Annotated in this window: 14 protein-coding genes and 1 pseudogene; 9 read left to right on the plus strand and 6 right to left on the minus strand. The window is 63.0% G+C overall.

Annotation, left to right across the window (positions count from 1 at the left end; all coding sequences use genetic code 11):
- Window positions 1-127: 127 nt before the first annotated feature.
- Window positions 128-1,006: an MOSC domain-containing protein gene (locus AC07WT_RS09250; protein ID WP_494946839.1), complete on the minus strand. Its 879-nt coding sequence runs from the start codon at window positions 1,004-1,006 to the stop codon at window positions 128-130.
- Window positions 1,007-1,128: 122 nt separating this feature from the next.
- Here AC07WT_RS09250 and glcF point away from each other — a divergent pair.
- The 3 genes and pseudogenes from glcF to AC07WT_RS09265 form a co-directional block, all read left to right on the plus strand.
- Window positions 1,129-1,473: pseudogene (glcF, locus tag AC07WT_RS09255) on the plus strand (glycolate oxidase subunit GlcF); the annotation flags it as partial.
- A 31-nt stretch (window positions 1,474-1,504) separates the two neighbouring features.
- Window positions 1,505-1,909 (plus strand): heme-binding protein, encoded by a 405-nt coding sequence (locus tag AC07WT_RS09260; protein ID WP_494946840.1) that lies wholly within the window; start codon window positions 1,505-1,507, stop codon window positions 1,907-1,909.
- Between the two features lie 85 nt (window positions 1,910-1,994).
- Window positions 1,995-4,166: a malate synthase G gene (locus AC07WT_RS09265; protein ID WP_494946841.1), complete on the plus strand. Its 2,172-nt coding sequence runs from the start codon at window positions 1,995-1,997 to the stop codon at window positions 4,164-4,166.
- A gap of 243 nt (window positions 4,167-4,409) precedes the next feature.
- On the opposite strand, the gene galU is transcribed toward AC07WT_RS09265, so the two are convergent.
- Together galU and AC07WT_RS09275 are read right to left on the minus strand one after the other, a co-directional pair.
- Window positions 4,410-5,315 carry a UTP--glucose-1-phosphate uridylyltransferase GalU gene (gene galU / locus AC07WT_RS09270; protein WP_494946842.1) on the minus strand — a complete coding sequence of 302 codons (906 nt, stop codon included), beginning with the start codon at window positions 5,313-5,315 and terminating at the stop codon, window positions 4,410-4,412.
- A 346-nt stretch (window positions 5,316-5,661) separates the two neighbouring features.
- Window positions 5,662-5,805, minus strand: coding sequence for a hypothetical protein (locus tag AC07WT_RS09275; RefSeq protein ID WP_165848068.1), 144 nt, complete (start codon window positions 5,803-5,805; stop codon window positions 5,662-5,664).
- Window positions 5,806-6,047: 242 nt separating this feature from the next.
- On the opposite strand from AC07WT_RS09275, the gene AC07WT_RS09280 reads away from it, so the two are divergent.
- Entirely contained in the window at window positions 6,048-7,259 is a 1,212-nt protein-coding gene (locus tag AC07WT_RS09280) for an acyltransferase family protein (RefSeq protein ID WP_494946843.1), read from the plus strand.
- 113 nt (window positions 7,260-7,372) lie between these two features.
- Here the strand turns inward: AC07WT_RS09280 and AC07WT_RS09285 are convergent, their stop codons facing one another.
- From AC07WT_RS09285 to AC07WT_RS09295, 3 genes are all read right to left on the minus strand, one after another.
- Entirely contained in the window at window positions 7,373-9,817 is a 2,445-nt protein-coding gene (locus AC07WT_RS09285; RefSeq protein WP_494946844.1) for a glycosyltransferase family 4 protein, read from the minus strand.
- Complete coding sequence (locus tag AC07WT_RS09290; protein ID WP_494946845.1) at window positions 9,814-11,280, minus strand: flippase; 1,467 nt, start codon at window positions 11,278-11,280, stop codon at window positions 9,814-9,816. The genes AC07WT_RS09285 and AC07WT_RS09290 overlap by 4 nt, the downstream gene beginning before the upstream one ends.
- A gap of 125 nt (window positions 11,281-11,405) precedes the next feature.
- Complete coding sequence (locus tag AC07WT_RS09295) at window positions 11,406-13,610, minus strand: NHL repeat-containing protein (RefSeq protein ID WP_494946846.1); 2,205 nt, start codon at window positions 13,608-13,610, stop codon at window positions 11,406-11,408.
- Between the two features lie 158 nt (window positions 13,611-13,768).
- Here AC07WT_RS09295 and AC07WT_RS09300 point away from each other — a divergent pair, with 158 nt between their 5' ends.
- From AC07WT_RS09300 to gmd, 5 genes are all read left to right on the plus strand, one after another.
- Window positions 13,769-13,954, plus strand: a complete 186-nt coding sequence (locus AC07WT_RS09300; protein WP_494946847.1) for a hypothetical protein — start codon at window positions 13,769-13,771, stop codon at window positions 13,952-13,954.
- Between the two features lie 68 nt (window positions 13,955-14,022).
- Window positions 14,023-14,199, plus strand: coding sequence for a hypothetical protein (locus AC07WT_RS09305; RefSeq protein ID WP_494946848.1), 177 nt, complete (start codon window positions 14,023-14,025; stop codon window positions 14,197-14,199).
- Window positions 14,200-14,314: 115 nt separating this feature from the next.
- Window positions 14,315-15,427 (plus strand): acyltransferase family protein, encoded by a 1,113-nt coding sequence (locus AC07WT_RS09310; protein ID WP_494946849.1) that lies wholly within the window; start codon window positions 14,315-14,317, stop codon window positions 15,425-15,427.
- On the plus strand, window positions 15,424-16,191 hold the full coding sequence (locus tag AC07WT_RS09315; RefSeq protein ID WP_494946850.1) for an SGNH/GDSL hydrolase family protein: 768 nt from the start codon (window positions 15,424-15,426) through the stop codon (window positions 16,189-16,191). The genes AC07WT_RS09310 and AC07WT_RS09315 overlap by 4 nt, the downstream gene beginning before the upstream one ends.
- Before the next feature lie 164 nt (window positions 16,192-16,355).
- The gene (gene gmd, locus AC07WT_RS09320; RefSeq protein WP_494946851.1) at window positions 16,356-17,399 is read left to right on the plus strand and encodes a GDP-mannose 4,6-dehydratase; all 1,044 of its coding nucleotides are present in this window, start codon (window positions 16,356-16,358) and stop codon (window positions 17,397-17,399) included.
- Window positions 17,400-17,471 lie beyond the last annotated feature (72 nt).

Here is a 17,471-nt window from a genome sequence, read left to right on the forward strand (position 1 = left end):
TCGCTGAGTGAGCCGTTGCTCGAGCCGCAGAGTGAGTCGTTGCTTGAGCCGTTGAACGGGCCGCTGCCTGAGCCGCGAACGCACCGCGAACACATCGGCCGACTTATTGGCCGACGCTTCGGCCACCTCAGTCGCCGAACCCCAATTCAGCCTCGACGTCTTGCCCGACGCGCAGCCATGCCCCCGCTCCACGCGCGACGATCGCGTTGTTGCCGAACGTCAACGCGCCGCCGCGCTGCGCATTCGCGCGGTAGACGCTCATCGTGTCGGTCGGTTCGTTCGGCCAGTCCGGGTCGGGCGCGCCGTTGGCCTGATCGATGGTCGGCATCGGGCAGCGCGAGCACAGTTTGACCAGCTGCAATTGCACGGCCTCCGCTTCGCTGCCGGCATTGCCGACGCTCAGGCTCTCCACATAGTCTTCTTCATACGGATCGAGCCCCGTCAGCACGACGTTGGGCCGGAACCGGTCGATCGGAATCGACGGCGCGCCCTTGCGGTTCAGACGCAGGTTCAGATCGTCGAGCGACGCCTGGCCGATCACGAGCAACGGAAAGCCGTCGGCGAAATGCGTGGTTGCGCCAATCTCGCCGGTGTATTCCGGATCGACGATCCGCTCGCGCCGCGGATCGAAGCGCAACAACCGCGCCGGCACGCCGAGAAATGTCGAAAACCATGCGGCGCTTGCGTCGCCGGTGTCGAGCCCGTGGACCGCGTCGCGCCATACGGTGGTTTGCACCGGCTCCGGCGCGGCGAGTTCGGCCGCATCGAGCGGCGTGCGCAGCGCGCTCATGCCCGGCGCGCTGATCACCAGTTCATGTTCGGCAAGCGCGATCTTGATCAACGCCATGCGCGGATAGGCGCGCTGCGTGAGCATCGCGCCGCCTGGGTCAGTGACCATCCAGCTTCGATCGTATTCGAAGCCGGTGGCGAGCAGGCGCGCTTCGTTCAGCGCAATGCCGGCGCACGATTTGATCGGATAGACATAGAGTTCGCTGATGGTAGGCATGGTATGGGGGCGCTCGATATTTTTTGTCGTAGGGGTCGATTGTAAAGCGCCTGCGGCCCGCGTTCCTGGCGGCGCGTGGCCCCCCCGCCACTTACGCGGAAAACGCCGAGGCCGCTGCACCGATCACTCCCACCCTTCCAGCCGAGCAGAGGCTCGAAGTCGAACCGGTCACGCAGAAAACCCAGTTGCACCTCGACCGCTGCCTGACCTGCCGCAACTGTGAAACCACCTGCCCATCGGGTGTCGCCTGGGTGTCGCCTATTACGCGCTGCTCGATATCGGCCGCGCTTGGACGTAAAATTCCCAAGCGTAGCGCCCGGGCGAAAACAAGGCCGGCGCCGCGGCATCCGCGCAAAATGCTGATGCTGGAAGGCTGCGTGCAACCCGCGCTGTCGCCGAACACCAACACGGCCGCCGCCCGCGTGCTCGAACGGCTCGGCATCAGCATCGTGAATGCCGTAGAAGCATCCCTACCATAAGCGAAACAGGAAATTCATTATGTTGAGCAAACCCGTGTTGACTGTTGCCGAAACCACCCGAATCCTCGAAGCCGCCCGCGCGGAGGCCGAGAAGAACCAGTGGGCCGTCGCCATCGCGGTAGTCGACGACGGTGGTCATCCGCTCGGCCTGCTGCGTCTGGACGGCAGCGCGCCGGCCAGCGCCTACATCGCGACGGAAAAAGCCCGCACTTCGGCGCTCGGCCGCCGCGAAACCAAGGTATATGAAGACATGATCAACAACGGCCGCACGGCATTCCTGAGCGCGCCGTTGCAAGGCACGCTGGAAGGCGGCGTGCCGGTGATCGTCGACGGCCAGGTGGTCGGCGCGGTGGGCGTGTCGGGCGTCAAGTCGGATCAGGACGCGCAGATCGCCCGCGCGGGTATTCAGGCAGTCGCCGCTTAAGTTTTCTCACGGCGGCTCATAAAAAACGAAACGCTACTTACGGGCCGGTGCTCCCCACATCGGCCCCATTCAGATGGAGCAGTCGATGACTCAGATGAACCCGCGCGGTGGACTGCAAGTCGCCGCCAACCTCGACCAGTTCGTCGAAACGGAAGCCCTGCCCGGCACCGGACTCGACAGCGCCGCATTCTGGTCAGGTTTCGACGCCCTCGTGCACGAGCTGGCGCCCAAAAACCGTGCGCTGCTCGCCGAGCGCGACCGCCTGCAAACCGAACTCGACAACTGGCATCGCGCCAATCCGGGTCCGGTGCGCGATCTGCGCGCGTACCGTGCCTTTCTTGAAGGCATCGGCTATATCGTGCCGGCGCCCGCGAGCGTCAAAGCCACGACCGACCACGTGGATACCGAAATCGCCGAACAGGCCGGCCCGCAACTCGTCGTGCCGCTGTCCAACCAGCGCTATGCGCTGAACGCCGCGAACGCGCGTTGGGGCAGCCTGTACGACGCGCTGTACGGCACCGATGCGATCCCCGAGACCAACGGCGCCGAAAAGCAGAAGACCTTCAATCCGGTGCGCGGCGCCGCGGTGATCGCCTATACACGCACATTTCTCGATCAGGCCGCCCCGCTCGCAAACGGTTCGCATGCCGATGCAACGGACTATCGCGTCGAAGGCGGCAAGCTGGTCGTCGCGCTGAAGAGCGGCGCGAGCGCGCTGCAAACACCGGCGCAGTTCATCGGCTATCAGGGCGAAGCGAGCGCGCCGTCGGCGGTGCTGCTCAAGCACAACGGCCTGCACTTCGAAATCCAGATCGACGCGAACGATCCGATCGGCAAAACGGATGCGGCGCATGTGAAGGACGTGGTGGTCGAAGCGGCGGTGAGCACGATCATCGATTGCGAAGACTCGGTGGCGGCCGTGGATGCGGACGACAAGGTCCAGCTCTACCGCAACTGGCTCGGCCTGATGAACGGCGATCTCACCGAAGAGGTCACGAAGAACGGCAAGACCTTCACGCGCCGTCTGAACGCCGATCGCGAATACACGGGCGCGGACGGCAAGTCGCAGGTCTTGCTGCATGGCCGCTCGCTGCTGTTCATCCGCAACGTCGGTCATTTGATGTCGAATCCGGCCGTGCTCACGAAAGACGGCAAAGAGATTCCGGAAGGCATTCTCGATGCGGTGATCACCACGCTGTGCTCGCTGCACGACCGTCAGCACAAGCTGAACTCGCGCACCGGCTCGATCTATATCGTGAAGCCGAAAATGCACGGCCCGGCTGAAGTCGCGTTCGCGAGCGAGCTGTTCGCGCGCGTGGAAGACCTGCTGAAGCTGCCGCGCAACACGATCAAGATGGGCATCATGGACGAGGAGCGCCGCACCAGCCTCAACCTGCTCGCCTGTATCGCCGAAGCGAACCAACGTGTGGCGTTCATCAACACCGGTTTCCTCGACCGCACCGGCGACGAAATGCACACGGCGATGGAAGCCGGCCCGATGATGCGCAAGGGCGACATGAAGTCGAGCGCGTGGATCACCGCCTACGAGCGCAGCAACGTGCTGGTCGGTCTGAGCGCGGGCCTGCGCGGCCGTGCGCAGATCGGCAAGGGCATGTGGGCGATGCCCGACCTGATGCATGCGATGCTCGAACAGAAGATCGCGCATCCGAAGTCAGGCGCGAACACCGCCTGGGTGCCCTCGCCCACCGCCGCCACGCTGCATGCGCTGCATTATCACCAGGTCGACGTGCAAGCGGTTCAGCAGGAACTCGAACGCACGGACTACGCGAAGGTGCGCGACGAACTGCTCGACGGCCTGCTGACGATTCCGGTCGTCGAAACGGCCAAGTGGAGCGCGGACGAAATCCGCAGCGAAATCGAGAACAACGTGCAAGGCATTCTCGGCTATGTGGTGCGCTGGGTCGATCAGGGCGTGGGCTGCTCGAAGGTGCCGGACATTCACAACGTCGGCCTGATGGAAGACCGCGCGACGCTGCGCATTTCCAGCCAGCACATCGCCAACTGGCTGCATCACGGCGTGGTGACGCGCGAACTGGTTGAAGAAACCTTCAAGCGGATGGCGAAGGTGGTCGACGAGCAGAACGCGGGCGATCCGCACTACAAGCCGATGGCGCCGGGCTTCGATACGCTGGCGTTCAAGGCCGCGCAAACGCTGGTGTTCGAGGGCCGCGCGCAGCCGAGCGGCTACACGGAACCGTTGCTGCACAAGTTCCGGCTGGAAGTGAAGAAGGGGTGAAGTTTTTCAGCCGCCGCTCGAGCGCTGCTTGAGAGTCTGGGTTGATCCCGGCTCGAGTCCGGCTGAAAAGAAAGACGGGCGCCGCGTGGTTAGCGGCGCCCGTTTTTAATGTGCGCGTTGCTGCCGCGCGTTCGCTGCTACGTGGATGCGTTGACAGCCTGAGCGCTTGAACCGCGCAGGCCGCACTCTCAGGCTGACTGCGCCGGTGAAGCGGGTCAAGCCGGTGAAGCGGGTAAAGCTGGGTTAAGCCGCTTCAGCCGCGAACTGATCCGGCAGATTGGCCTGCATATAGGTTTGCAGATACGCTTCGAACTCCGCCTTCACTTCCGGATGACGCAGCGCGAATTCCACCGTCGCCTTCAGATAGCCGAGCTTGCTGCCGCAATCGAAGCGCGTGCCGAAGTAGCGGTACGCGAGCACCTGCTCTTCCGTCAGCAGCGATTGCACCGCATCGGTCAATTGCAACTCGCCGCCCGCACCCGGCTTCAGCGCGCGGATATGCTTGAAGATGGTCGGCATCAGCACGTAGCGGCCCACCACGCCGAGGTTCGACGGCGCCACGTCCGGCGCCGGCTTTTCGATGATGCCCGACAGCTTGATCACGTTGTCTTCCCACTCCTTGCCGTCCACGACGCCGTACGAACGGCTGTCTTCGCGCGCGATGGTTTCAACGCCGATCACCGAGCTGTGATAGTGATTGAAGGTGTCGACGAGCTGGCTCATCACCGGCTTCGAGCTGTGCAGCAAGTCGTCGGCGAGAATCACGGCGAACGGGCTGTCGCCCACCAGCTTTTCGGCGCACAGCACCGCATGGCCGAGACCGAGCGCTTCGGCCTGACGCACATAGAAACAGTCCACGTTGGCCGGCTTGATGCTGCGCACGAGATCGAGCAGCTTCTGCTTGTTGCGCGCTTCGAGTTCGGCTTCGATTTCATAGGACTTGTCGAAATGATCTTCGATGGCGCGCTTGCTGCGGCCCGTCACGAAGATCATCTCGGTGATGCCGGCGGCAATCGCTTCTTCCACCGCATATTGAATCAGCGGCTTGTCGACGATCGGCAGCATTTCCTTCGGGCTTGCCTTGGTGGCCGGCAGGAATCGTGTCCCGAGGCCCGCTACGGGAAACACGGCTTTGGTGACTTTCAGCATGGTTGGCATTCCCACATCGGTTAGAAATTAGGGTGTTCGCTGGCCTCGTGGCCACTCGATGTCGCCAGAAAGGCTAACAAAAAATTTAATCCAATTCACGAGTGAAATTTTCTCGACTCGAATAAATAAATCAATTCGCTTTCGATATGCCGCATCGTGACAAAAATCAGGAAACAATTACGTATCGAAATCGAATTATGACGAGAATGCTGAAAATTTTACGTATTCGCGGCCTGGCGATCCGGCGGCCGGCGATCCGGCGGCCGGCGATCCAGCCCCGGATCGCCGGCCGCCAAATCTGATAGAGCGGGGCCGGACGCGAACGGAAGTGAGCGCGCCAAGCCGCTTACTCGTTTTCTTCGAGTTGCGGCAGCTTGCCCGGGTTGATGCGAAAACGGCGAATAGGCTCGTTGCGTAGCGCCTCCCGGTACGCGGAGGCGGCGACGAGGATCAACAGCACGGCAATGCCGGCGAGTAAATGCAGGTTCATGACTTCACCCCTGGTCAGAGAATCCGTGGCTTAAATTAGCACAACAAAATCGGCAAATAATTCGTCGTAGCACATAGTTATGCGCAATTACAATTCGTCACAACCCTGACATTTAATTCGAACCATTACGCAATTTTTTATCGATTTTTTTGCCTCCGCGGTGCACTACGATGTCATGCACCGCGGGCGCGCATGGCGTGCCCGTAAATAAGCTTTTTCCTCCGTCAGATTAAGGACCGCGCATGAGCGACTCAGCACTGGATGCCGCCGGCTCATCCCTGCCCCTCTCCCCGCCGCGCCCCGCGACGCCGCCGCGCGCCCGCAGCGAAGCACGCGCGGACAGCGCCGGTAAGGAACATGTCATCGACGCCATGCGGGGCTTTGCCGCGCTGCTGGTCGCGTATTTCCACTGCCGCCAGGTCGAATGGGTCGGCATGCAGGCTTTCCATCAGAGCGTCGGCCATGCACTGAATCTGAATGCGATCGCCGCGTACCTGACGTTCCCGATCGCCTGGGGTTCCGCCGGCGTGCCGATTTTCTTCGTGATCAGCGGCTACTGCATTCATCGCAGCGGCGCGCTGCGCCTTGCAAAAAATTCCGATTACCGGCTCGATGCCGGCAATTTCTGGGTGCGCCGTTTCGCGCGTATTTATCCGGTGTTGCTCGCCGCGCTGGCGCTGACCTTCGCGCTCGACTGGGTCAGCCTGCAACTACCGCCAGTCAATCACAAGATCCGCGAAATCGGCCTGCACGCGTTCCTCGTCAACCTGTTTTCGCTGCAAGGCGTGGCCGGCAAGACCTACGGATCGAACGGCGCGCTGTGGACGCTCTCCCTCGAAGTACAGTTCTACGCGATCTATCCGCTGCTGTTCGCGCTGCGCCGGCGTCTGGGCATGACCTCCGTGCTGGCGATCGTCGCCGTGATCAACGTGGTGTCCGCCTATGTGCTCGAACGCCACGATATCCAGTTCTTCCCGTCGTACTGGTTTTCGTGGACGCTCGGCGCATGGATCGCCGACGCGAAGGCCCGCACCGCGCCGGATGCCCGTTCGTCCGTCTGGCTCTACGTGCTCGCCGCGGCGTTCGTCGCGCTCGGCTGCGTGGCGTTCCGTTATGGCCAATACGGCGCGTTTCAGCTCTGGGCGCTCGGCTTCGCGTTCTACCTGTACAAGGCGTTGGAACGCCCCCGGGCCGGCAAGGCCGACTCGGCCGGATTGCGCCTGCTGTCGCGTTTCGGCGATTTCAGCTTCTCGCTGTACCTGATCCATCTGCCGATCTTCGTGCTGCTGTCGTCGCTGCTGTTCCGCTCGTCGCTGCAAATGTCGATCTGGCCGTCGTTCGGCTACATGCTGGTGGCCGTGCCGGTCGCTTACGTGTTCTATCGGCTGGTCGAATTGCCGGCGATGAAGTGGTCGGCGAGTTTCAAACCCAAAGCCGCGTTGAAACAGGCTTGAAGATTAAAAAGAAGCGCGCCCAAAAAAACGGAGCGAAGGTCGTCAAGACTTTCGCTCCGCTGCGCAAACGACAGGAGCCGGCCAGCCCCTGCCTACCCCGACGTTAAACCGCTTTAGCACCCCGCCACGCGCCTCAGAATCCGCTCGACACCTTCCACATAGGCCGAGGTCCCAAACCGGCTCAGCGCCGTCTGATAACCGTTCTTGACCAGCCTGCCGCGCAGTTCGTCGTTCGAGCGCAACTCAGCCAGCGTATCGGCCAGACCGTGCGCATCGCCAGGGGTGCACAGCAGGCCATTCTCGTAGTCGTCGATGATCTCCAGCACGCCGCCCGCGCGTGCCGCCACCACCGGCCGCTGCGCCAGCATCCCTTCGACGATCACGCGGCCGAACGGCTCCGGCGTAATCGACGTATGAACCACCGCGTCGACCGCGCACATGCAGGCCGGAATATCGTGCTGGAAGCCGAGGAAATGCACCCGGTCGCCCAGGTTGTGCGCGGCGACGAAAGCGTGCAATTCGATCTCGTAGGCGTCTTCGCCGAACAGCGGCGCACCGACCAGCACCGCATGCATCTGCGGATTCAGCACCATCGCCTCGAGCAGCACGTGCTGCCCCTTCCAGCGCGCGAGGCGGCTGAACGAGCCGACCAGAAACGCGTCCTGCGGCAAGCTGAGGCGCTTACGCAGCACCGCCTGCGGGACTGTGTGCAACGCGTCGAACGGCGCCGCGGAAATGCCGTTGAACACCACATCGATACGCTTTTCGTCGAAGCGCGTCAGGTCGGTGAACGCACGCGCCGAAGCCGCCGAATTGGCGATCACATGCGTGAGGCCGAAGCGCGCGCACCACTTGATGATCGCCAGCTGCTTGCCGCCGAAATGCTCGGGGCTGACGATATCGCGCAGATGCCACACCACCGGCCGCCGCGCCAGCTTGCCGGCAATCGCGCCGATCACCATCGCGCGCTGCGTGTTCGCGTAGATCACCTCGGCGTCGCGCGCGCGTTTCGCGGTCGCGCGCACGAGCGAAATCAGGCTCTTGAGCGCCTGCCCCTTCGGCAATGAACCGCCTTGCTTGCGGACGTGGCGCAAGGCGCCCGCGTCCAGCACGTTGACGCTCACGCCGGTTTTGGCCAGCGCGGTGCGGAACGGGCCGTCGTCGAACAGCACGACTTCGATGCGCGCACGCAATGCCTTGACGATTTCCAGCAAGGACAGCTCGGCGCCGCCGAGCACACCGCTCTGATCGACGGCCAGCACGCGCGGCGCCGTGACGGCCGGGTCCGTTTTATACGGGACGTACGGCGGCAATGTCGCCGAGCGCAACGCCGGCGCCGAAGCCCGCACATGCTCGAAGAAACGTTCGCGGAAATGCGCGGCCGAAAACTGCTCGGCATTGGCCCGGCAATCCGCCGGCGAAAAATGCTTCGCGTCGGTATCGAAACGCTCAACCGCGGCGATGATCGACTCGGCGCTCTGCTCGTCGAAGAACATGCCCGTGGGCCGTGCGTTGGACAGATCGCGCACGGTTTCGAGCGCCCCGCCCTTGCCGTAGGCGATCACCGGCGTACCGCAAGCCTGCGCCTCGACCACCGAGATGCCGAAGTCTTCTTCGGCCGCGAACACGAAGGCCCTGGCGCGGCTCATCCGGTCCTTCAACACCTTGAACGGCTGATAGCCCATGATCTCGACATTCGGCGCCGCCTTCGCGCGGATCTTCTGCATGTCGGGACCGTCGCCGATCACCACCAGCTTGCGCTCGGGCATCCGCGCGAAGGCTTCGACGATCAGATCGATTTTCTTGTACGGCACCATCCGCGAGGCGGTCAGATAAAAATCGTCCTTCTCCGTGCAGAGCGAAAAAGCCTCGACGTCGACCGGCGGAAAGATCACTGTCGAATCGCGCTGATAGACCTTCTTGATACGCCGCGCGATGAACTCGGAGTTGGCGACGAAGCCATCCACCGAATTCGACGTGCGGATATCCCAGTTGCGGATGTAGTGAAGAATCAGCCGCGCCATCGCCGACTTCGGGCCGCCGGTCAGCTTCGACTGTTGCAGGTACTGATGCTGCAAATCCCACGCATAGCGGATCGGCGAATGCACGTAGCTGATATGCACCTGGTCGGGACCGGTGAGAATCCCTTTGGCGACCGCGTGGCTGCTCGAAATCACCACGTCGTACGCCGACACGTCGAGCTGCTCGATCGCGAGCGGCATCAACGGCAGATAGGCGCGGTACTTGGTGCGCGCGCGCGGCAGCTTCTGGATGAACGAGGTCGTGACCGGCTTGCCGCGCAGGAAACTGCGGTCGTCGAGAAAATCGACGAGGCTGAACAGGTCCGCGTCCGGAAAGCACGCGACGATCTGCTCGAGCACCTTCTCCGCGCCCGCATAGGTGACGAGCCAGTCGTGCACGATCGCGACGCGCACTGTCTTGCCGGCGCGCGCCGCGCGGCGCGGCGGCGCCTGAACGCCGGGAACGGTAGTGAGTTCAGCCAGAGCGCTGCGCGTCGCGGGTTGCAGCACGGCTTCGTCAAGGACTTCGTGGTTCATGCGCTTTTCCTCGGATTCAGTCGCAACAGCAGTGAACGCGCAAGATCGCGTAAGGCGGGCGTCATCGTGATGGACCAGGCGAGATTCGCGCCCACCATCAACACACCGGCGACGATCGCCAAAGCGAGACTCGGCAGGAAACCGGCGAGCCACAGGCTCGCCAGCAGGAAAGCGAGATGCGCGAGCATGTCGAGCGCGATCTGCCGGGCACGAATCGCCGACAGGCGCAGCAGCACCGCGTAATCGAACAGCGCGCGGCCGGCCACGGCCATCGCCGCGCCGGTCAGGCCGAAATGGGTGATGCCGAGCCACAATGCGCCTGCAAACAAGGGCAATTCGAACAGGCCGACGCGCGCGGCAGTGGCCGGATTGACCTGCGACTGGATCAGAATCCGCGTCACGTTGGCCTGCCCGACGAGCCACACGGCGACGATCATGATCCGGCCCACGGGCGCGGCCACGGTGGCGATTTCATTGCCCACCCACAGATGCAGGAACGGCTCCAGCACCAGCATCGCGACGAGCGCGACCGGCGTGAACACGCCATTGAGAAATTCGAGCGACTGCTGCGTGATGGTGTCGGCATCGGCGCGGCCCACGGCGGAAAGCCTGGGAAACAGCGTGCGCACCAGTGCGGTCGGCACGATGTTCAAACGCGTCACGAGGTTCTGCGGCACCGTGTAATACGTGACGAAACGCGCGCCGAGACTCGTGCCGAGCATCACGCGGTCGAGCGATTCGGCGATCATGTTGGTGACGCTCGCGATCAGCATCCAGCCGCCGAAGTTGAAGAGGCCCTTGGCCACGCCGAGTTGCGGCGGCAGGATGCGGCGAATTTCCAGCACCTGCAACGCGGAGCGGCCCAACAGCGCCGCGGCGAGAATGCGCGCGAACACCGCCGCGGCCAGCACGTTCTGCAGGGTCGCGCCCATCCACCATGCGGCGCCGAGCGGCAGCAACTGGAACAGGAAGGTGCCGATCGTCTGGTTGGTGTTGTAGACGCCGAAGCGTTCCGCGCCGTTGATCGCACCGGCGAATACCCACGACACATTCGCAATCGGAATCGCCACCGCGAGCCACGGCAGCGCCATATAGACTTCGTGCTGCAACTCGGGCGACACCTTGGTGAAATACGCGGTGTACAGGAACGCGCCGAAATAGATGACCAGGCCGCCGATCACGCCGGTCGCGAGATTGAGCCACGTCGCGCTCCAGAACACGCGCGCGCTCTCATCCTTGTCGCCGGAGGCTCGCGCCTTCGAGATGTGATTCTGCGCGGCCATGCTCATGCCGAGATCGAGAATCCCGAAGTAGCCGATCAAGGTCCACACGAGACTGATCACGCCGTAGCGCTCGACGCCGAGCAGCTTGATATACGACGGCACGGTCACGAGCGAAACGAAAGTCGGCAGCACGAGGCCGAAGAAATTGATCGCTACATTCTTGAGAATGCCTTTGTCCATCGGATGCCCTGGGTTTGACTACGTTGGCCTGGTGAGGCCGGGTTATTGCCGGGTTATTGCCTGGTGATGCCTGGTAATGTCCTGTATTGCGGGAAAGCGCGAAAAAAGCTGTCACGACGTGCGTTTCATGACGGCTTCCAGCGGTACATCATCACTTTGCCGCGCGCGTCTTCCTCGACGAACACGAGGTACTCGCCATTGCTGCGCTTCGCGGCGCTGATGCCGTTGGGCACATCGACCCAGCCGGACGCGCGGCCCACTTCGGGACCCGGCCGGATCACGCCGAGCTCCTTGCCGCTGTCCTTGTCCCACACGTGCACCGCGCCGACCGGCTCGACGCCGAAGAGGTATTGCCCTTCGACGGTCAGGCCGATGATCGTCGCAATGGGTTTGCTCGTCTGCCAGGGCAGCGTGATCGAATAGCGCTGCACCGGATTGCCGCTCGACCATTTGTCGTAGCGCACCAGCACGCGGCCCACTTCCTTCCAGAAGCCGTGATCGGCCGGCGTGTCGGGCGTATAGCCGGCCACGTACATCGTGTCGGTGTCGGGTTCGTAGATCGCGCGATGCAGTTCGGTGAACGGTTGCGGCACCGGGTACTGCGTCATGTTCGAGTACGCGTAGACCGGATTGCCCTTCGCGTCGAGTCCGCCGAAGCGGAAGCGGTAGATGCCCTTCGAATCGCGCGTGTGCCAGATGTCGCCGGCGCTGTCGACCCACCAGCCCCAGCCGCCCGCGAGCTTCGTGCCGCTGGTGTTGAGGGTGAATTCGTCGCTGTTGAACTTGCCGTCGCCGTTCGTATCGCGCCAGATCCAGTCGCCGCCGGGCGGCGCATTCGGCACCCTGGCGACCGCGCGTTCACGCCCGGCGATGAAACCCGATGGAATTGCGGTTTCGCCGTCGCGCTGCGGGTCGAAGCGATAGATCTTCAGATGGTCCGCGTACATGTCCGTCAGGTACAGGAACGTGCGGCCCTTGAGCTTGCGGGCCATCGGCAAGCCGGGATATTGATCGACGTGAAAGACGGGATCGTCGGGATACTTGAAACGGTTCGACAGAAAGCCCGCGTATTTCCAGTCCTGTCCGGCGGGCTTCGACAGATCGAGTTCGAAGCGCTTGTTGCCGCTGTAGACACTGTCGGGCCGCGACGGGTCGATCCACGCGCCGTCGACGAACAGGAGACCTTGCACCTGCCAGTTCTGTTTGCCGTCCGGCGCATAGCTTTCGAGCGTCGCGCCGAGGCCCGCGCCGATCGGCTCGTAGCGCGGACCGATGCCGTTGGTCGATAGGTAGACGTTGCCGCGCGCATCCACGCCGATGCCGGTCAGGCCGTTGAAGCGCTGCGGCCCCGGCTTGCCGGGCACACCGCTGAAAATGCCGCCGCGCTCGCCGAGCGTGCCCGACTCCGCATAACGGCCGTTGCTCTTGCCGAAGAACAGCACCTGCTGGCGCGGGCCGTTATCGGCAATCAGCACGCGGCCTTGCGCATCCACGGCGATATCCACCGCGACCGTGTCGGCGGGCAGCGCGACAGTCTCGTCGATGCGCTTGCCGTCGGCGGCGTAGTGCTCGACGTGCGGTGTCCTGTCGTTGCGCGTGCCGCTCAGCACCCACAGCGTGCCATCGGGGGCGAGCGCGATGCGCCCCGGCTCATGCACGCTCCAGGTGGTTTTCTGCTGCATCGATTCGGCGTCGTAGACCTCAATGCGATCGCGCGCGGTATTGGCCGCGTACAGCGTGGTGTCGTTCGCCGCGAGGCCGCCGATTTCGGCGCTGGTGCCGGTCGGCACCTCGTTCATCATCAGGAAGCCGGCGGCCAGTTGCGCATGCGGATCGGCGTTTTTGGCGGCCGGCTGGAACGGCGCCGCGTGCTTCGGATCGGCAATCTGGCGACGCGAAATGCCGAACCATTGTTTGCCCTTCTCCGGCCACACGCCCTGCTCGACCAGATGCCCCTTTTCGTTGCCGACCGCGATCGCGACGAACGCGTAGCGGCGATTCACCGCGATCGCGTTGCCGCCGCCGTTGCCCCAGCCATGCGTGCCGCCCGCGAAGCCAAGCATCTTGCCGTTCTGGTAGACGCTGGCTTCGGCGCCGCTTTCGTCCCACGGTGCGTTCGTATAGACCTTGCCGTCCGGCGCAACCGCGATCGCGGTAATGTTGATCTGCGCCCATGTGCCGTCGCCGAAACCGAAGCTATTGCCGATCCAGGAAGTCTTCGCGTTCAACACGGTTTCCGCAGATGCCGTGAAGCTGATCGATGCCGCCGTCAATCCGGCCACACCGACGAGCACAGCGATCGAGGAGGTCTTGAACGTGAAACGGGACAAAGTATTTCCTCCAGTCAGGGCCGTGCCGCGGTCAGGAAAAAGGCCCGCGCCAGCATGGAAACAATCGAATGAGATGAGCTAAGGAACGAAGAAGCGGCGTAAGAACGGTGAAACCGGTTTGCGCGAGCCGCAACCCGTGCATGACCCGGCTTTGAACCATGGATAAAGACAGGACCACGAAAACCTGGGCACACGCTGAGCGCGCGACCCACGCGCCGTCCTTGGCCGCCCAATCCGCACGGCTCACATTACGCGGAAAAAACAGCGCGACGAAAATCGAAAATAATTCAAAAATATTCGCCGCTTTAACCGTAGTGAAAGAAATCGATTTAAAAATCGATTAAAGCGCAATGGACTCGGCAAAGACGCTCGCAGCCGCACCCTGTCAGCCCATCTTTACCGATGAAGCCGCATGCGTGCCGCACTTCTTACCCGCTCTTTACCCGCTCTTTGCACGCTCTTTGCGGATGCCCCCGCCGTCTCGATGCAAGCACAAAAATTCATCTGGAATGAGCAACGAAACACCCTGTTGCAATCTGATTCATTTATCTATTTCATTCCCGTTTTTTCATCAATTTCTTTTCCCTAGAATCGAATGCACTTCCGTTGCGACGCGAAGCGACCGCGCCCGTTCGTCCGCCTGACCGCGCGAACCCTGGCCCGATCCTTCGCCCGGCCCATCCGCTTCACACCATGGACGGTTCATGACAGCTAGCGCATCGCCCTCAGCGCCTTCCCACTCACGCCGCATCGTGCAGCTCGACGGCTTGCGCGCCATCGCCGTGCTTGCGGTGTTCGCGCAGCACGCGCTGAAAGCGCCGCTGTGGATGGGCGTCGATCTGTTTTTCGTCCTGAGCGGCTTTTTGATCACCGGCATCCTGCTCGAACGTAAGGCGCGCCAGCAGTCGTATTTCGGTTATTTCTACGCACGCCGGGCGCGGCGCATCCTGCCGCCGTATCTGTTGCTGATGGTGGTGTCGTCGATTCTGTTCGGGTTTGGCTGGGCGCAGCACTGGCAGTGGTACGCGTTTTTCGCCACCAATATCGGCGACGCGCTCAATCAGAGTGGTCACGACAGCCTGAATGTGTTGTGGTCGCTGGCCGTCGAAGAGCAGTTCTATATTTTCTGGCCGTTCGTGATCCTGCTCGTGCCCGAGCGCGTGCTCGGCTACGTGGCGGCCGCGTTGATCTTCGCGGTGCCGGTGCTGCGCGCCGTCGCCACGCCCTGGTTCGACTCGTTCTGGCCGATCTACTATCTGACGCCGTTTCGCATGGACCTGCTCTCGGCCGGCGCGCTGCTCGCGGTCGCCGTGCGGCGCGATCGCGATGTGCTGGAACCGTTCAAAGGGTTCGCGGTGCTCGGCTTTTTCGCCGCGCTGGCCGTGCTCGCGTGGCTGCACCTGCACTATCCGCGGTTTCGCGCGGCGAATACGCCGCTCTCGAATGCCGGGCTCTACAGCATTTCGCTGGTGCTTTGTACTTCCGTTGTGATCATCGCCCTGCAAAGCAAGGGCATCGTCAAACGGCTGCTGTGCAATCCCGTGCTGGTCTATATCGGCACCATCAGCTACACGATTTACCTGATTCACCTGAGCGTGCTGTACACGCTGTGGCCGCTGCATCTGAACCGATATCTGACCGCGGCGCTGGCGCTGGCGATCACCCTCGCCTACGCCAGCCTCACGTGGTTCGCGTTCGAACGGCGTTTGATCTTCGGCTCGGCGGGCAAGGGCCACGCGCCGGCCAGCGCCGCGGATGTCAGCGGGGCCACGGGTATCAGCGGGGCCGCGCGGCAAGCGCCGCAAAGCCGCGCATGAGGCGCCGCACGTGGCTCGCGGCAAGCTTGTGGGCCGCCGCTTCGGCGGTGGCTTGGCTTGCATTCGACGCGCGCGCCGCCAGCGCCGGCGCAGTGCAAACGGCTGAAAAGATCCAGACGCCGCAAGCGCAGGTGCTGATTGAAGCTTACGGCGATTCGACCACGCTCGGCATTTCATGCAGCGGCGGCCACTGCGGGCCGCAGGCGCAAAACGCCGTCATGTATCTGCAAGATGCGTTGCAGGCCACGCACGGCGAGCGGGTGCAGGTCATGAACTATGGCGTGGGCGGCACGACGGCCACCCAGTTGCGCGACGGCACGCAGCGCGGCCGCCTCGACCGCACGGCGGGTTTGCCGTGGCAGGAGCGGCTCGCGGCTTCGCGCGCGCAGATTGTGCTGATCAACTACGGCATCAACGAAGTGATGCAGAACCAGACGCCCGAGCAGTTCTACGAGGCCGAAACGACGCTCGTGAAAACCGCTCGCGCGCTCGGCAAGCGGCCGGTTCTGCAGACCTCGAATCCGATGCCCGACAACCGGCTCAATGCGCGGCTCGCCGCGATGGTCGCGATGACGCGCCGGGTCGCCGCGGAACAGCAGGTGCCGCTCGTCGACCAGTTCGCCTACATCTGCGGCCTGCCCGACTGGAAGACGCTGATGTCCGACGGCGCGCATCCGAAGCCGGGCTTGTACCGGCTCAAGGCCGAACAGGATTTTCGTATCGTCGATCCGCTGGTGCGGCAACTGCTGGACGGTACGTCCTGAAGCGTTTTTTCAAGTGCGTTTCCGGGTTTGCGTCCCAAAGCCCGCGTTTGGAACGTGCTTCTGAAATGCGCTTCTGAATGTGCCGATGAAATGTGCCGATGAAATGCGCCGTCATGGCGCGGATGCTTCTTCTCTTTCTCTTTTACCAATATCGAAGGCAAGCTATGAGCCAACCACGCAAAGCGATCATCACCGGCGTATCCGGACAGGACGGCGCCTATCTGACCAAACTGCTGCTCGACAAGGGCTACCACGTGACCGGCACCTACCGGCGCACCAGCTCGGTCAACTTCTGGCGCATTCGTGAGCTCGGCGTGCTCGATCATCCGAATCTGCGCCTTGTCGAACACGACCTGACCGATCTCGGCTCGACGCTGCGTCTGCTCGAAGGCGCGCACGCCGACGAGTTGTACAACCTCGCCGCGCAGAGCTTCGTGGGCGTGTCGTTCGACCAGCCGGTGACGACCGCCGAAGTGACCGGCATCGGCGCGTTGAATCTGCTCGAAGGCATCCGCATCCTGAATCCGAAGACCCGTTACTACCAGGCGTCGACCTCGGAAATGTTCGGCCTCGTGCAAGCGGTGCCGCAACGCGAGGACACGCCGTTCTACCCGCGCAGCCCGTATGGCGTCGCCAAGCTGTTCGCGCACTGGACGACCATCAACTATCGCGAGTCGTACAACCTGTTTGCGAGCAGCGGGATTCTGTTCAATCACGAATCGCCGCTGCGTGGCCGCGAATTCGTCACGCGCAAGATCACCGACACCGTCGCGAAGATCAAGCTCGGCAAACAGGACGTGCTGGAACTCGGCAACCTCAGCGCGAAGCGCGACTGGGGCTTCGCGCTCGAATACGTGGAAGGCATGTGGCGCATGCTGCAAGCCGACGAACCCGACACTTATGTGCTCGCCACCAACCGCACCGAGACGGTACGCGACTTCGTGCGCATGGCGTTCGCCGCCGCGGACTATCAGATCGAATGGTCGGGCAAGGACGAGCGCGAAGTCGGCATCGACGTCGCGACCGGCAAGACGCTGGTGCGCGTGAACCCCAGGTTCTACCGTCCGGCGGAAGTCGATCTGCTGATCGGCTGCGCCGACAAGGCCCACGAGAAGCTCGGCTGGAAGCCGGAGACCACGCTCGAACAGCTGTGCCACATGATGGTTCATGCGGATCTCGGCCGCAATCAGCATCACGAAACGTTCTAAGCGGGATGGCGGCCGCACGAGCGGCCGCCGCACACCCACCGCCGACATTTCACCCGATGCAAAAGCAGACGA

Source organism: Paraburkholderia sp. GW821-FHT02A12 (assembly GCF_059422005.1).

Excerpts from the sequence above, each read along its gene's own strand:
- AC07WT_RS09250 (WP_494946839.1), bottom strand. The coding sequence starts at position 1,006 with ATGCCTACCATCAGCGAACTCTATGTCTATCCGATCAAATCGTGCGCC.
- AC07WT_RS09260 (WP_494946840.1), top strand. The coding sequence starts at position 1,505 with ATGTTGAGCAAACCCGTGTTGACTGTTGCCGAAACCACCCGAATCCTC.
- AC07WT_RS09265 (WP_494946841.1), top strand. The coding sequence starts at position 1,995 with ATGACTCAGATGAACCCGCGCGGTGGACTGCAAGTCGCCGCCAACCTC.
- galU (WP_494946842.1), bottom strand. The coding sequence starts at position 5,315 with ATGCTGAAAGTCACCAAAGCCGTGTTTCCCGTAGCGGGCCTCGGGACA.
- AC07WT_RS09275 (WP_165848068.1), bottom strand. The coding sequence starts at position 5,805 with ATGAACCTGCATTTACTCGCCGGCATTGCCGTGCTGTTGATCCTCGTC.
- AC07WT_RS09280 (WP_494946843.1), top strand. The coding sequence starts at position 6,048 with ATGAGCGACTCAGCACTGGATGCCGCCGGCTCATCCCTGCCCCTCTCC.
- AC07WT_RS09285 (WP_494946844.1), bottom strand. The coding sequence starts at position 9,817 with ATGAACCACGAAGTCCTTGACGAAGCCGTGCTGCAACCCGCGACGCGC.
- AC07WT_RS09290 (WP_494946845.1), bottom strand. The coding sequence starts at position 11,280 with ATGGACAAAGGCATTCTCAAGAATGTAGCGATCAATTTCTTCGGCCTC.
- AC07WT_RS09300 (WP_494946847.1), top strand. The coding sequence starts at position 13,769 with ATGGATAAAGACAGGACCACGAAAACCTGGGCACACGCTGAGCGCGCG.
- AC07WT_RS09305 (WP_494946848.1), top strand. The coding sequence starts at position 14,023 with ATGCGTGCCGCACTTCTTACCCGCTCTTTACCCGCTCTTTGCACGCTC.
- AC07WT_RS09310 (WP_494946849.1), top strand. The coding sequence starts at position 14,315 with ATGACAGCTAGCGCATCGCCCTCAGCGCCTTCCCACTCACGCCGCATC.
- AC07WT_RS09315 (WP_494946850.1), top strand. The coding sequence starts at position 15,424 with ATGAGGCGCCGCACGTGGCTCGCGGCAAGCTTGTGGGCCGCCGCTTCG.
- gmd (WP_494946851.1), top strand. The coding sequence starts at position 16,356 with ATGAGCCAACCACGCAAAGCGATCATCACCGGCGTATCCGGACAGGAC.